Source organism: Hydrogenovibrio sp. JE_KL2 (assembly GCF_009296185.1).
In the GTDB taxonomy this organism is placed as follows: domain Bacteria; phylum Pseudomonadota; class Gammaproteobacteria; order Thiomicrospirales; family Thiomicrospiraceae; genus Hydrogenovibrio.
In genome coordinates this window covers 421,818-435,254 of the sequence record NZ_WBJR01000001.1, presented here as the reverse complement: position 1 = coordinate 435,254, position 13,437 = coordinate 421,818, and the positions used below count along the sequence as shown (strand labels likewise).

Here is a 13,437-nt window from a genome sequence, read left to right as displayed (position 1 = left end):
TGATAAACCCAGGGTTAATGCCGCTTCAGGTCATATTAAATCAGACTTATGACGACTGCAATTAAAACTTCACCAAAAGTCGCCCTTCAAACAATAGTTTTTTTGATTGCGCCATGCGCGACTTTAATATCGAAAAAACCCTTACTTTCTGCTTCTTTTGGCAAAAAACGTCCTCAAAAAGCATATAATGTTTGTCCAATTTTTTAGATAACTGATTCAGAAAACAATGACACAAACAGCTAGCCGAAAAATCCTGATTACCAGCGCGCTTCCATACGCAAACGGTCCTATTCATTTGGGACATTTGGTTGAATACATCCAAACCGACATTTGGTCCCGCTTTCAGAAAATGCGTGGAAACGAGTGTTATTACGTCTGTGCCGACGATGCGCATGGAACCCCGATCATGTTACGCGCACAAGCCGAAGGCATTACGCCAGAAGAGCTTATTGCCCGCGTTTCTGAAGAGCATCAACGTGACTTTGCCGGCTTCAACATTGCTTTTGATCATTATCACTCTACGCATTCCCCTGAGAACCGTCATTTTGCCAGCTACATCTATGAACAGCTAAAAGCAAAAGGTCATATTTCGCGTAAAACGATCACCCAGTTTTATGACCCGGAAAAACAAATGTTCTTACCGGATCGCTTTATCAAAGGCACCTGCCCTAAGTGTAAAGCAGAAGATCAATACGGCGATAACTGTGAAGTTTGTGGTGCAACCTACAGCCCGACTGAACTTTTGAATCCAAAATCTGCGGTATCGGGCGCCACGCCAGTTGAAAAAGAAACCGACCATTTGTTCTTTGAATTAGATCACTTTGGCGACATGTTGAAGGAATGGACTCACAAAGGTCACCTTCAAACACAAATCGCCAACAAACTTGACGAGTGGTTTGAATCAGGCCTTCGTGGTTGGGATATTTCCCGTGATGCGCCTTACTTCGGTTTTGAAATTCCAGGCGAAAAAGATAAGTTCTTCTATGTCTGGTTGGATGCACCGGTCGGTTATATGGCAAGCTTCAAAGCATTTTGTGATAAAACTGGCGTCAACTTCGATGACTTCTGGAAAAAAGACAGTGATGCCGAACTTTACCACTTCATCGGTAAAGACATCATCTACTTCCACGCTCTATTCTGGCCTGCAATGCTATCTGGTGCGGATTTCAGAACACCAAATGCTATTTTCGCCCATGGCTTCCTGACGGTTGACGGCCAAAAAATGTCGAAGTCCCGCGGCACATTTATCATGGCGAAAACCTATTTGGATCACCTGAACCCAGAATACTTGCGCTACTATTTCGCAGCCAAATTGAACAGCCGAATAGACGACTTGGATTTGAACTTGGAAGACTTCGTCCAACGCGTCAACTCCGATCTTGTCGGTAAAGTTGTCAATATTGCGAGCCGTTGTGCCGGGTTTGTGGTGAAGAAGTTTGACGGCAAATTGGCTGACAACTTATCAGACAACGCAAAAACACTCTATCAGTCTTTCGTTGCTGAATCGGAAATGATTGCTTCGCTTTACGAAAAACGCGAGTATGGTCAAGCCATGCGCGAAATCATGGCACTCGCTGACAGAGCAAACGAATACATTGATGAAACTGCCCCTTGGGTACTGGCAAAGCAAGAAGGTAAAGAAGCTGAACTACATGAATCTGTGAGTGTCGGCATTAACCTCTTCCGCGTACTGCTGACTTATTTGGCACCTGTTCTACCTGAAACCGCTGAAAAAGCACTCGGTTTCTTGCAACTCAACACTTTAGACTGGAATGCGATTGAGTCGCCATTGATAGGGCATACCATTCAAAAGTTCCAACCCCTAATGACCCGCGTTGAAATGGATGCCGTTGAAAAAATGATTGACGATTCCAAACAAAACATGCCCGCAGCTCAAGCTCAAGCAGCACCTGCAACCGTAAATTCGGATATCGACCCGATTGCACCGGAGATTACATTTGACGACTTTGCTAAACTGGACTTCCGTATTGCCAAAATCGTCAATGCCGAAGCGGTACCAGAAGCCGATAAACTGTTGAAACTGACACTGGATATCGGTCTAGAACAACGTCAAGTATTTGCCGGTATTAAATCAGCCTACCAGCCTGAAGAGTTGGTTGGCAAACTGACGGTGATGGTTGCCAACCTGGCGCCGAGAAAAATGCGTTTTGGTATGTCCGAAGGAATGGTTCTCGCTGCCGGCCCTGGTGGCAAAGACTTATTCATCTTAAATCCTGATGAAGGCGCTCAACCAGGAATGCGTGTAAAATAAGCTATTGCGGGCTTTCGCTTAAGCCCGCTAATAATCTTTATTTATGCGTTGGTCTTTAAAATCTCAGCTGTTTCAGTGCAATTTTTTTGACTATACTGTGTTGTTTAAGCTTGCTTCGATACGGCTTTAACGAACTTAAAGCAAATAACGACGGAATGATATGACAGAGTATTTTGTAATCCTAATCAGTACCATCTTGGTAAACAACTTTGTGCTGGTTAAATTCCTAGGACTTTGCCCGTTCATGGGCGTTTCCAAAAAGACCGATGCCGCAGTCGGCATGGGCTTGGCGACCACCTTTGTTATGACGCTGTCTTCCGTTTTAAGCTACCTAATCAACACCTATTTACTGGTTCCCTTCCATCTGGAGTTTTTACAGACCATCGGTTTTATCCTAGCGATTGCCGCCGTGGTTGGGTTTACTGAGATGGCTATTCATAAAACCAGTCCGGTTTTATATCAGGTCTTAGGAATCTACATTCCACTGATTACCACTAACTGTGCTGTACTAGGGGTTGCTTTGTTGAATGTGGGCGAACGCCACAACTTCTTGGAATCTGCACTCTATGGTTTTGGGGCGGCTGTTGGCTTCTCACTGGTCATGGTGCTATTTGCATCCATTCGCGAACGCGTTGAATATGCAGATGTTCCTAAGCCTTTTCAAGGCGTTCCAATTGCGTTGATAACCGCTGGACTCATGTCCATTGCCTTTATGGGCTTCGGCGGCCTTGTCAAGTAAGGGAAAACGCATCGAATGATTTCCGCCATACTAATTTTCTTAGGGCTTGCATTGGTTTTCGGCTTATTGCTGGGGTATGCCGCTGTCCGCTTCAAAGTGGAAGGCAATCCGATGGCCGATCAAATTGACAACATCCTGCCGCAAACGCAATGCGGACAATGCGGTTTTCCAGGCTGTCGCCCTTATGCGGAAGCATTGGCAAATGGCGACTCCGAAGTCAATCTTTGCGTTCCGGGTGGGCATGAAGTCATGATTCAAATCTCGGAAATCACCAACCGTGAACCCAAAGAAATGGAAGAAGTCCCGGAAGTTGCAGAGGGCAAAATTGTCGCCGTTATTGACGAAGACACCTGTATTGGCTGCGTCCACTGCATCAAAGCATGCCCTGTGGATGCGATTGTCGGCGCAACCAAGCTCATGCATACCGTTATCGAATCCGAGTGTACCGGTTGTGAAAAATGTGTCCCGGTTTGCCCTGTGGACTGCATCACCATGATTCCGGTAGAACCGACGTTGCAAAACTGGAGTTGGGCAGAACCTGATCCCACTGCCAACACCCGTCCGTTAATTGAGAAGTTTTCATGAAAACCGGTTTCTTTAAGTTTCTTGCCAAAATCTATCCTATGGCGAAGCGTCGACTGTATCGCTTCAGCGGCGGCGTTTTTCCTCGTTACAACAAAAGCTTGTCGAAACAGCACCCTATTCATAAAAGCTTTATCCCGAACGAGTTGATTCTGCCACTTCATCAACACGTCGGCGTCGAGACTGAACCAAAAGTTCAAGTGGGTGACAAAGTCCTCAAAAATCAGTGCCTTGCCGAAAGCAAAAAGGGGCTTAGCGCCCCGGTACATGCCCCAACATCCGGTGAAATTGTCGCCATTGAGAATCGTACCCTGCCGCATCCATCGGGGTTGACTGGGCTTTGCATTGTGCTGAAACCGGATTTCAAAGACGAAGCCATTGACAATATTTTGAAAACTGATGGCAAAACACCTTCGGATCCCAAGGCATTAAAAGAACTGGTTTATCGTGCAGGTATCGTCGGCATGGGTGGCGCAGGCTTCCCTACTTTTGCCAAAATACCGGATGAAAAAGGCAAAATCCACACCCTACTGGTCAACGGCGCTGAGTGTGAGCCTTTTATCACTTGTGATGATATTTTGATGCAAACGCATCCCAAAGACATTATTCACGGTGCGATAATTGTTGCCGAGGCTTTAGGGTGTGAACGCATAATCTGTGGTATCGAAGACAATAAACCTGAAGCCATTGAATCTATGCAGGCAGCCGTGGCAGAGCTTGACCACCCCAACCTGGTAGAAATTCAACCTGTTCCGACGGTTTACCCGATGGGGGGACAAAAACAACTGACTCAGCAACTGACAGGTATTGAAGTGCCTGCACACGCTCATGCGGTCGACATTGGTCTGTTGATGATGAACGTTGCCACCTTTGCTGCTATTTTTCATGCCGTACGTCACGGCAAACCTTTGACATCTCGTTATGTGACAGTTTCCGGTTTGGGACTAAACCATCCATTCAATATTGAAGCATTGATAGGAACTTCCTTTGAGGATTTGGTTGAGCTTGCAGAGCCAAAAACCAAACTCAATTATCCGCTTGTACAGGGTGGTCCGATGATGGGCTTTGAAATGCCAAACAATCATGTACCCGTCATTAAAACCACTAACTGTATCTTGGCGAATCCGCCAAAACCTGCCGAAATGGTCATGCCTTGTATTCGTTGTGGTGAGTGTATGGATGCCTGCCCCGTTAACCTATTACCGCAACAACTATACTGGCATGCTCGCAGCCATGAGTTCGACAAAGCTGAAAAGCTCAATCTATTCGACTGTATCGAATGCGGATGCTGTAGTTTTGTGTGCCCAAGCCATATCCCATTGGTTCAGTACTACCGCTTTGCCAAAGGCGAAGTGAAAAAGAACAAACAAGAAACCTTAGCCACTCAACGCGCGAAAGAACGCCATGAGGCAAAATTGGCTCGCGAAGAACGCATCAAACAGGAACGTGAAGCGAAGCTGAAAGCCAAAAAAGAAGCGGTTAAACGCAAAGCCGCAAATGAAGCCGAACAAGAAGCCTCCACTCCGGCACCTGAGCAAAAAGCCCCTTCGTCTGCCGCAGCCGCCGCTAGAGCCGCAGCAGCTCGCAAAAAAGCAGCGCAATCAAGTGATGCTACAACTACTGAAAGTACAGCAACTTCTGAGGACGAAAAACAGCCAGGTGCACCGCTATCCGCGCGCGAAAAAGCGATTGCTGCCGCGAGGAAACGTGCCGAAGCTGCCACTGAAAAATCTGAACCACAAGCGGCAACCAACCCTGCTATGTCGGCACGTGGAAAAGCCATGGCGGCCGCTAAAAAACGTGCTCAGGCGGCGGCGAAAAAATCCGAAAATACGGAATCAGAATCCGAGACAGCAAAGGACACCTCATCACATACTGCCGAAGTGGATTCACCCGAATTGGATGCCAAGACCCGCGCACGTTTAGCGGCACAGAAACGTGCTCAGGAAATGGCTGCAAAACGTCAAATGCAAGCAGACCAAACAGAAATCTCAGCGCAGGAAGAAAACACTGCTAAGGTGGAAGAAGCACCAGTGGTCGATAAGCGTCAAGCTGCAATGGAAGCTGCGAAAAAACGTGCCGCAGCACGCAAGAAACCCCTGCCTGACAATACTGAAACATCAGGAAGTGATTCATGAGCGATAACTCATTACTTAATACCGCAACCTCTCCTTTTACGCATGATGTCGTTTCGGTGCGTAAAACCATGATTCAGGTGCAATATGCTGCCATCCCTGCGTTAATGGCACATATTTACTTCTTTGGCTTTGGTATCACTATCCAATGGGCGCTGGCAGTTTTAACGCTTTTGGTTGTCGAAACCGCAATGCTTAAGCTTCGTCGACGCCCTGTTATTCCTTATCTGGCAGATCTAAGTGGCTTGATTACCATCACCGGTATCGTATTTTGTATTCCGCCAGAAGCGCCTTGGTGGATCATTGTATCGGGCGTAACCTTTGCGCTGATTTTCGGAAAGCATCTCTATGGCGGATTGGGCTATAACCCATTCAACCCGGCAATGCTCGGCTATGCCTTCCTATTGATCTCATTTCCGGCGCAAGTTACACAGTGGACACTGCCGGCTGAAGTATCAGGACACTACCTTAGTTTCATGGAATCCGCATCGGTGATTTTCTTCGGCCACGCGAATGTTGCTATCGACCAAATCACAGGAGCGACCCCACTAGGAGAAGTAAAAACAGCGCTTTCAACAGGCGTCCCCGTCGGAGCAACACTCAACAGTGCCACTTTCGGAAAAGATGCCTTCCCGATTGGTTGGGGAGAAGTCAACTTGGCTTTCCTATTGGGCGGTTTATGGTTGCTGTATAAACGCACGATTCGCTGGCAATATCCGGTTGGCTTTCTGAGCGCATTGGCGACCATGGCGTTCATTTTTCATCAAATCGACCCTAGCACTTATGCACCTGTAAGCTACCACTTACTTTCCGGTGGCGTTATGCTGGCTGCCTTCTTTATCATCACCGACCCAGTCACTTCAAGCACCACGCCAAAAGGGCGTTTGGTCTATGCAATTGGCATTGGTATTATGGTGTATATCATTCGTAACTGGGGCGCTTTTCCGGATGGAATCGCTTTTGCCGTATTGATTTTGAATATGTTCGTACCTTTGATTGACCAATACACCACACCGCGTGTATTTGGGCACAAAAAATAGAGCTTTTGCTATGACAGAGACAACGGAAACCCCCCAAAATACTCAAAAAGCGTCTATCTTCCAGCAGATGTTTAAGTCTGCACGCGTGTTGAGCCTCTATGTGCTGCTCGGTGTCGGTTTACTATTGGCGGTTAAGTTCATCACACAAGAGTTGATCGACAACGCGGAAAAAGAAAACAAACAGGCGGCATTTAACGAAGTGCTACCGGCTTCCAGCTACGATAATGACCCACTGAAAGATACCAAGAACTTCACCAATGAAGCCTTGCTAGGTTCAGAAACCCCGGTCACCTTCTATCGCGCGCGCAAAAACGGCAAACCTGCCGGCGTCATTTTTGAAGCGATAGCGCCTGACGGTTATAGCGGTAAAATCACCATATTGATTGGCGTATTTCCGGATGGCCGCATTTCGGGAGTGCGTGTTTTGAAACACAAAGAAACCCCAGGACTAGGCGACAAAATAGAACTTAGAAAGTCCAACTGGATACTTTCTTTCAATGGCATGAACCTTCGTGATGACAACGCGGCCAAGTGGCGCGTGAAAAAAGATGGTGGTATTTTCGACCAGTTTACCGGCGCGACGATTACACCAAGAGCGGTCGTCAAAGCCGTGAGAAAAGCACTGACATTCGTCAATCAGCAAGGAGCAAAACTCTATGACTGACACTACGCAAAAAACCTCTTGGAGTGATTACTCCAAAATCGCCCGTAACGGTCTTTGGGACAACAACCAGGCGCTGGTTGCCATGTTGGGGCTATGTCCTTTACTTGCCGTTACCAATAACACCGTCAATGGTCTTGGACTTGGGCTTGCCACCATGGTCGTTATGGTCATTTCCAACGTTTTGGTATCCCTAATTAGAAACCACGTTTCACCGGAAATTCGCATTCCTATTTTCATTGCCATCATCGCTTCGGCAGTGACCATTATCGACATGATGATGAATGCTTACCTTCACACACTCCATGGTATTCTGGGGATTTTCATTCCGTTGATTGTTACCAACTGTACCATTCTCGGTCGAGCAGAAGCCTATGCTTCCAAAAACCCTGTCGACAAAGCTTTTATCGATGGTCTTTTCATGGGGCTAGGATTCACCGCTGTTTTGGTCGTACTGGGCGCAATGCGCGAGATTATCGGTAATGGCACCCTTTTCGATCAAATGAACTTGATGTTCGGTGATGCCGCCAAAGGTTTAACCCTTTATATGCCATCCGACTTCCACCCGATGCTGTTGGCAATTTTGCCTCCGGGTGCATTCATCGGCCTGGGTTTGTTGGTGGCACTGAAAAATGCCATCGAACAAAGACGTCATGCGAAAAAAACCAATGCCTTAGGAATACAGGTAGCAGTCAATCAGTCCTAATCTATGAATAAACAAAAACGCCTTGAAATTTTTCAACGTCTAGCCGAGGCCATTCCGAACCCGGAAACCGAGCTGAACTACTCGAACCCTTTCGAGTTGCTGATTGCCGTTATTTTGTCGGCGCAAGCGACCGACAAGGGCGTGAATATCGCCACAGCCAAACTCTTCCCTGTTGCCAATACGCCAGAAGCAATCTATGCGCTTGGCGAAGAAGGCTTGAAAGAATACATCAAAACCATTGGCCTGTTTAACAGCAAAGCGGCAAATATCATCAAAACCTGCAAGATGCTGATAGACCTTCACGGCTCCGAAATTCCACAGACGCGAGAGGCACTTGAAGCGCTCCCAGGTGTTGGACGGAAAACAGCCAACGTCGTTTTAAATACCGCGTTCGGGCAACCCACCATGGCGGTGGATACCCATATCTTCCGTGTTTCAAATCGCACCAAGATAGCACCTGGAAAAAATGTGCTGGAGGTCGAAAAAAACCTAATGAAGTTCGTGCCGAAGGAGTACATAATCCCCGCGCACCACCTTCTGATATTACACGGACGCTATACCTGCACTGCGCGCAAACCAAGATGCGGTGCCTGCTGCATTTATGACCTGTGCGAATACAAAGACAAAACTGAATAACAAGGACATTACATGTGGGATGATCGCTACGCCGTTGATGAATATGTTTACGGAACATCACCTAACACTTTTCTTGCCGAACATTACCAACAACTGCCAAAAGGCAAAGTACTTTGTTTGGCTGAAGGTGAAGGTCGCAATGCCGTTTTTCTTGCAGAACAAGGCTATGATGTCACTGCGGTAGACAACTCTGCCGTCGGATTGGAAAAAGCGCAAAAACTGGCTCAACAACGCGGCGTAGCAATCGAGACTGTCGTTGCCGACCTTGCTCATTTCGACCTAGGTCAATCCAAATGGGACGGTATCGTTTCCATTTTCTGCCATTTGCCTCCTGCCATGCGGCAAGGTGTTCATGCGCAAATCGCAAATGCACTAAAACCTAACGGCATCTTTTTGCTGGAAGCCTATTGCCCGAAGCAACTCGAATACAAAACCGGCGGACCACAAGTGGTTGAGATGACCGTCAGCCTAGAGAATTTAGAAAACGAAATCCAAGGACTGGATTGCTTAATGATGCACGAAACTGAAAGAGATGTCTCCGAAGGCACTTTTCATAGCGGATTGGGCGCTGTCGTCCAACTGATTGCCAAACGATAAGTTGCATCTCTTTGCCCACATGGCGTTTAATAACGACGCCGCATGCTTAACCTTGCTAAAGGAAACTTTATGAAAGTATTACAGACTGTCAAAACAACGATAGTGTCTTCTTTCTTTACCCTGTCATTATGGCTGTTTGTCGCCCCAGCCTATGCCGATAGCTTGAAAAGTGCCCAAGCAAACTTCAAACAGCAAATCTCAGAGCTGGAATCTACTTTCGGCGGGCGTCTTGGCGTCGCGGTTTGGGACGCCAGTAGTGGCTTTCAACTGCAATACCGAGGCAATGAACGCTTTGCTTTGTGTAGTACCTTTAAGTTCCTGCTAGCGGCTTCAGTGCTCGCCAAAGTAGATGCCAAAGAAGAGTCTCTTAGTCGTGTTGTCACCTACTCCACTTCTGACCTGTTGAACTATGCCCCCATCACGCGAAAAAACCTACATAATGGCGAGGGCGAAATGACCGTTTCGCAATTACTGGCGGCCGCGCTTCAACATAGTGATAATACTGCCGCCAACTTGCTGTTTGAGCCTGTTCGAGGCCCGCAAGGACTGACGACCTTTATGCGAAGCATTGGTGACAGGGAAACCCGTGTTGATCGTATTGAGCCCCATCTCAACACCAATATACCTGGTGATGAACGCGATACCACAACGCCCAACGCCATGTTGAAAAGCATGAAGAAAATCCTTTTGGGACATGTGTTGTCAGAAGCTTCAAAAAACCAACTCACACAATGGATGCTAAATAACACAACTGGTGCCAATAAGCTTCGTGCCGGCATTCCGACCTACTGGCCTATCGGTGATAAAACCGGTTCTGGAAACAATGGTGCGATGAACGACATCGCCATCATGTGGCCGGATGCCGATGACCCGATTTTAGTGGCGGTTTATTACACTGGCAGCAAAGAACCTTTTGAAACCAGAAACCATGTACTTGAACAAGTGGGGAGAATTATCAGCGATCAGTTTTCGCCGCATTAACCCCAACCTGGTAGATTTTTGATATGAAATCCAGAAGTGTGTAGCAAACCCTAGGACGAATAGTGGTTGCTACCTATGCTCAAGAATATGCACGCCGTTAAATTTTAACGGCAATCAAGTTACGCCACCATCCTAGTAGTCTTTATTGAACTCATCGTTCAAATCGTTATCCAAATCATCTTCTAACCTATTACCCAGACCATCATCGAAATCTTCGACGAAGTCATCCTCTTCGTCATATTCATCATCGTCTTTATACAAATCGTCATAACTTAGACCTTCTTGATTCATCAGGTCTTCTTCATCCTCATAGATGCCTTGATCCAGCATCTTTTGATATTCATCGTACATTTCACCCATCACACGACTCCTTAATGAGCTTTATATCGTCATAAACCACTAGCAGAAAAGCATTCAAGCCATTCTCAGCTAATATTTTACGCCTGAATATCTCTAAACGTTAGTCTGACAATGTTCTGAATCAAATTAAAAAGTAATGGCCTGGCTTCTTTAAAACAATCTTCCAACGCCAAAGGTCTGTCGGTAATACTGAAGATGGCATCAATGCCAAGCTTATGGATATCGGCAATCGGAAAATCAATGCCGCCGACAATGCCGACAACGAATACCTTATATTTCTTGGCAAGCTTGGCAACCTCGACCGGCACCTTGCCGTATTGGCTTTGCTCGTTGAACTGTCCTTCTCCAGTGATGACCAAATCGAATTGATGTGTTTGAAACTGTTGCTCCAGTTGCAGCAACTCGGAGACGATTTTAAAACCGGATTCCAACCGCCCACCGATGAGCCTTAGCCCTGCACCCATGCCGCCTGCTGCACCCGCACCGGCAAGCTCTGCGACTTCTAACTGCAAATCCTTCTTGACCACACGTGCAAAGTTTCGCAACCCCTGATCCAATAATGCCACTTCTTCTGATGACGCACCTTTTTGTGGACCAAACATATAGGCTGCCCCTGTTTCGCCATACAGTGGATTGGAAATATCGCACGCCACTTGAACGCTGATGCTGTCTAAAGCCAAATTGGTTGGCGGAATAATGGTTTCCAAAGCCAACAAGCCCTCACCATCCAAAGAGACATGTTCTTGATTTGTGTTGAGAAATTGAAAGCCCATTGCCGACAAACACCCGATACCGGCATCGGTAGTGGCACTGCCGCCCAGCCCTAGAATGAAATGTTTGGCACCTCTGGAAAGCGCGTCCTGTATGAGTTGACCGGTACCATAGGTTGAGGTTTTCATCGCCTTACGTTGATCAGGTTTCAGCAAGGGTAAACCAGATGCGGCTGCCATCTCGATAATGGCGGTTTGAGATTCTTGAAGATAGGCATAATTGGCGGTAATCGCTTTACCAACCGGGTCTTGCACTATGACAGAAATACGTTCGGCACCGTCAAGGCTGGATAAGGTGTCAACCAACCCTTCGCCGCCATCAGCCATCGGCTGACTGATGACTTCGGCATTGGGGTAGATACTGTGAATGGCTTGCGTGGCGACTTCACAAAAAGTAACCGCTTCCAAACTGCCTTTAAATGAATCAGGGGCAATTAAAATCTTCATAAACGATGCCTTCAGTTCTAAACTGCGTTTAAATTTAAGGAAACAGCCTGTTAATTAACGATCAATCGTTATGAACGTTTGGGAACCAAGTAGATTTTTCGACCTGATGGTACAGATTACGGTATTCGTCTTTCAGGTTTTTTTCCAGTCCTTTGGATCGGGCTGGTTGGCAACCGCCCATCTTGGCGATGCTCTGATAGACACGGTTAACGATTTTCTGTTTCACGTCTCTGGGGTCGTTGGCGTCCTTCGACATATAGTTCATCATATAGTCGTTCATGGTGATGCCGAACTTGTTCAGAAACAAACGGTTCACTTTTGACTCGTTATAGGCTGCGCTCACCCCTCTGCATCGTTGGTTAAAGGTGTCGTACTCAATGGCCGCAGTGACCAGTTGAGTGTGTAAAGCTTCATTGCTTAATTCTGCTTGAATCTCAGGACTGACCAGCCCAAGAGGATGACTTTCCAATATTTCTTCCGCGCTACTTTCCTGCGAGAATGTTGGTGAAGAAAACAGCGCCAAACCGACCATAACCGCCAAGAAATAGCGCACACGAAGACTCGTATGAATTATTTTTAACGATAACCTAGGTCTTTGTAACAAGAGTTTTCTCCCAGTTTGTAGGCAAGTTTGCGCGTATTGATGGTTTGTGTTATTTCATCACTCATAATGATTTTAGCAGTTTCAGCTCAGTTTAACAGGTTCAATGTCAGTCTGCCGCATTGCCGATTACTTTCCAACCCGGTAGCGTAATTCGTTAAAATAGTGCTAATACCCATAGAGTTACAAGATTGAAATGATTTACACAACCGAAAGAGACCGCCTGCGTCAATTCTACGTGGACACTTGGCAAAAGGCGCGCAATAACGAACCTTTGGATGCGATGGAAACCCTTGTCGCCCGCGTCATTGAAATGCACCCTGAATACCATGCCATGCTGACCAACAGTCAACATCTTGGCAATAACTATTTCCCAGAGATGGGCGAAACCAATCCTTTTCTTCACATGGGAATGCACTTGGGACTGCAGGAACAAGTCTCCATGGATCGCCCGGTAGGCATTCAGGCCGTTTACAAGAAATTGGGTGAACGTCTAAGAGATGTTCATGAAACTGAACATGCCATGATGGAATGTCTGGCGGAAGCCATGTGGCAAGCGCAACGTAACCAAACCGAACCTGATGAGCAGGCTTATTTGAAATGCCTGCAGGCACTGCTGGAAAACTAACTCTTTAAAGGAAACGCCATGCTTCAGTCCCCTTTTAAACGTGCATTGAGAAACAGCCTGTTGATTATGTTCATTGTCGGCTTGGCGGTTCATCTGCAAGGCACGACAGTTGCGGCAAGTATTATGTCCATGATCTATTCGCTGATTATCGTTTTTCCAATTTTGTGGATCACCTATCGCTACACCCATCAAATTCGAGAGAAATACGAAGCCGAACGCCAAGCCGAAGAGCGCAGACAATCAGACAACACTAACGAAGCACCCTAATACACTGTCCTTTAA

The 13,437-nt window shown here is 46.8% G+C and carries 15 protein-coding genes; 12 read left to right on the top strand and 3 right to left on the bottom strand.

All coding sequences use genetic code 11. The features are described 5' to 3' along the window. The first annotated feature begins 226 nt into the window (after window positions 1-226). The 10 genes from metG (at window position 227) to bla (ending at window position 10,349) form a co-directional block, all read left to right on the top strand. The gene (gene metG, locus F8R13_RS02060) at window positions 227-2,272 is read left to right on the top strand and encodes a methionine--tRNA ligase (RefSeq protein WP_152831666.1); all 2,046 of its coding nucleotides are present in this window, start codon (window positions 227-229) and stop codon (window positions 2,270-2,272) included. 160 nt (window positions 2,273-2,432) lie between these two features. After that, window positions 2,433-3,011, top strand: a complete 579-nt coding sequence (rsxA, locus tag F8R13_RS02055; RefSeq protein WP_029908654.1) for an electron transport complex subunit RsxA — start codon at window positions 2,433-2,435, stop codon at window positions 3,009-3,011. A 15-nt stretch (window positions 3,012-3,026) separates the two neighbouring features. Beyond that, the gene (gene rsxB, locus F8R13_RS02050) at window positions 3,027-3,596 is read left to right on the top strand and encodes an electron transport complex subunit RsxB (protein WP_152831665.1); all 570 of its coding nucleotides are present in this window, start codon (window positions 3,027-3,029) and stop codon (window positions 3,594-3,596) included. Next, a complete protein-coding gene (gene rsxC, locus F8R13_RS02045; protein WP_152831664.1) occupies window positions 3,593-5,731 on the top strand; it encodes an electron transport complex subunit RsxC in 2,139 nt (712 codons plus the stop codon). Before rsxB ends, rsxC begins: the two co-directional genes overlap by 4 nt. Beyond that, complete coding sequence (locus F8R13_RS02040; RefSeq protein ID WP_152831663.1) at window positions 5,728-6,768, top strand: RnfABCDGE type electron transport complex subunit D; 1,041 nt, start codon at window positions 5,728-5,730, stop codon at window positions 6,766-6,768. Before rsxC ends, F8R13_RS02040 begins: the two co-directional genes overlap by 4 nt. A gap of 10 nt (window positions 6,769-6,778) precedes the next feature. Beyond that, window positions 6,779-7,432 carry an electron transport complex subunit RsxG gene (gene rsxG, locus F8R13_RS02035; protein WP_152831662.1) on the top strand — a complete coding sequence of 218 codons (654 nt, stop codon included), beginning with the start codon at window positions 6,779-6,781 and terminating at the stop codon, window positions 7,430-7,432. Then, entirely contained in the window at window positions 7,425-8,135 is a 711-nt protein-coding gene (locus tag F8R13_RS02030) for an electron transport complex subunit E (RefSeq protein WP_152831661.1), read from the top strand. The genes rsxG and F8R13_RS02030 overlap by 8 nt, the downstream gene beginning before the upstream one ends. Window positions 8,136-8,138: 3 nt before the next feature. Next, window positions 8,139-8,771, top strand: a complete 633-nt coding sequence (gene nth, locus F8R13_RS02025; protein ID WP_152831660.1) for an endonuclease III — start codon at window positions 8,139-8,141, stop codon at window positions 8,769-8,771. 12 nt (window positions 8,772-8,783) lie between these two features. Further along, complete coding sequence (locus F8R13_RS02020) at window positions 8,784-9,368, top strand: cyclopropane-fatty-acyl-phospholipid synthase family protein (protein WP_152831659.1); 585 nt, start codon at window positions 8,784-8,786, stop codon at window positions 9,366-9,368. 69 nt (window positions 9,369-9,437) lie between these two features. After that, window positions 9,438-10,349, top strand: a complete 912-nt coding sequence (bla, locus tag F8R13_RS02015; protein WP_172967668.1) for a class A beta-lactamase — start codon at window positions 9,438-9,440, stop codon at window positions 10,347-10,349. 132 nt (window positions 10,350-10,481) lie between these two features. Here the strand turns inward: bla and F8R13_RS02010 are convergent, their stop codons facing one another. The 3 genes from F8R13_RS02010 to F8R13_RS02000 all read right to left on the bottom strand — a co-directional run bounded on the left by F8R13_RS02010 (window position 10,482) and on the right by F8R13_RS02000 (window position 12,479). Further along, window positions 10,482-10,709 (bottom strand): hypothetical protein, encoded by a 228-nt coding sequence (locus F8R13_RS02010; RefSeq protein WP_152831657.1) that lies wholly within the window; start codon window positions 10,707-10,709, stop codon window positions 10,482-10,484. A gap of 77 nt (window positions 10,710-10,786) precedes the next feature. Then, window positions 10,787-11,926: a glycerate kinase gene (locus F8R13_RS02005; RefSeq protein ID WP_152831656.1), complete on the bottom strand. Its 1,140-nt coding sequence runs from the start codon at window positions 11,924-11,926 to the stop codon at window positions 10,787-10,789. Window positions 11,927-11,987: 61 nt separating this feature from the next. After that, entirely contained in the window at window positions 11,988-12,479 is a 492-nt protein-coding gene (locus F8R13_RS02000) for a hypothetical protein (protein ID WP_152831655.1), read from the bottom strand. A gap of 244 nt (window positions 12,480-12,723) precedes the next feature. Between F8R13_RS02000 and F8R13_RS01995 the strand changes: the two genes are divergently transcribed. Further along, complete coding sequence (locus tag F8R13_RS01995; protein ID WP_152831654.1) at window positions 12,724-13,155, top strand: DUF1841 family protein; 432 nt, start codon at window positions 12,724-12,726, stop codon at window positions 13,153-13,155. Between the two features lie 18 nt (window positions 13,156-13,173). Next, complete coding sequence (locus F8R13_RS01990; RefSeq protein ID WP_152831653.1) at window positions 13,174-13,422, top strand: hypothetical protein; 249 nt, start codon at window positions 13,174-13,176, stop codon at window positions 13,420-13,422. Window positions 13,423-13,437 lie beyond the last annotated feature (15 nt).

Excerpts from the sequence above, each read along its gene's own strand:
- metG (WP_152831666.1), top strand. The coding sequence starts at position 227 with ATGACACAAACAGCTAGCCGAAAAATCCTGATTACCAGCGCGCTTCCA.
- rsxA (WP_029908654.1), top strand. The coding sequence starts at position 2,433 with ATGACAGAGTATTTTGTAATCCTAATCAGTACCATCTTGGTAAACAAC.
- rsxB (WP_152831665.1), top strand. The coding sequence starts at position 3,027 with ATGATTTCCGCCATACTAATTTTCTTAGGGCTTGCATTGGTTTTCGGC.
- rsxC (WP_152831664.1), top strand. The coding sequence starts at position 3,593 with ATGAAAACCGGTTTCTTTAAGTTTCTTGCCAAAATCTATCCTATGGCG.
- F8R13_RS02040 (WP_152831663.1), top strand. The coding sequence starts at position 5,728 with ATGAGCGATAACTCATTACTTAATACCGCAACCTCTCCTTTTACGCAT.
- rsxG (WP_152831662.1), top strand. The coding sequence starts at position 6,779 with ATGACAGAGACAACGGAAACCCCCCAAAATACTCAAAAAGCGTCTATC.
- F8R13_RS02030 (WP_152831661.1), top strand. The coding sequence starts at position 7,425 with ATGACTGACACTACGCAAAAAACCTCTTGGAGTGATTACTCCAAAATC.
- nth (WP_152831660.1), top strand. The coding sequence starts at position 8,139 with ATGAATAAACAAAAACGCCTTGAAATTTTTCAACGTCTAGCCGAGGCC.
- F8R13_RS02020 (WP_152831659.1), top strand. The coding sequence starts at position 8,784 with ATGTGGGATGATCGCTACGCCGTTGATGAATATGTTTACGGAACATCA.
- bla (WP_172967668.1), top strand. The coding sequence starts at position 9,438 with ATGAAAGTATTACAGACTGTCAAAACAACGATAGTGTCTTCTTTCTTT.
- F8R13_RS02010 (WP_152831657.1), bottom strand. The coding sequence starts at position 10,709 with ATGGGTGAAATGTACGATGAATATCAAAAGATGCTGGATCAAGGCATC.
- F8R13_RS02005 (WP_152831656.1), bottom strand. The coding sequence starts at position 11,926 with ATGAAGATTTTAATTGCCCCTGATTCATTTAAAGGCAGTTTGGAAGCG.
- F8R13_RS01995 (WP_152831654.1), top strand. The coding sequence starts at position 12,724 with ATGATTTACACAACCGAAAGAGACCGCCTGCGTCAATTCTACGTGGAC.
- F8R13_RS01990 (WP_152831653.1), top strand. The coding sequence starts at position 13,174 with ATGCTTCAGTCCCCTTTTAAACGTGCATTGAGAAACAGCCTGTTGATT.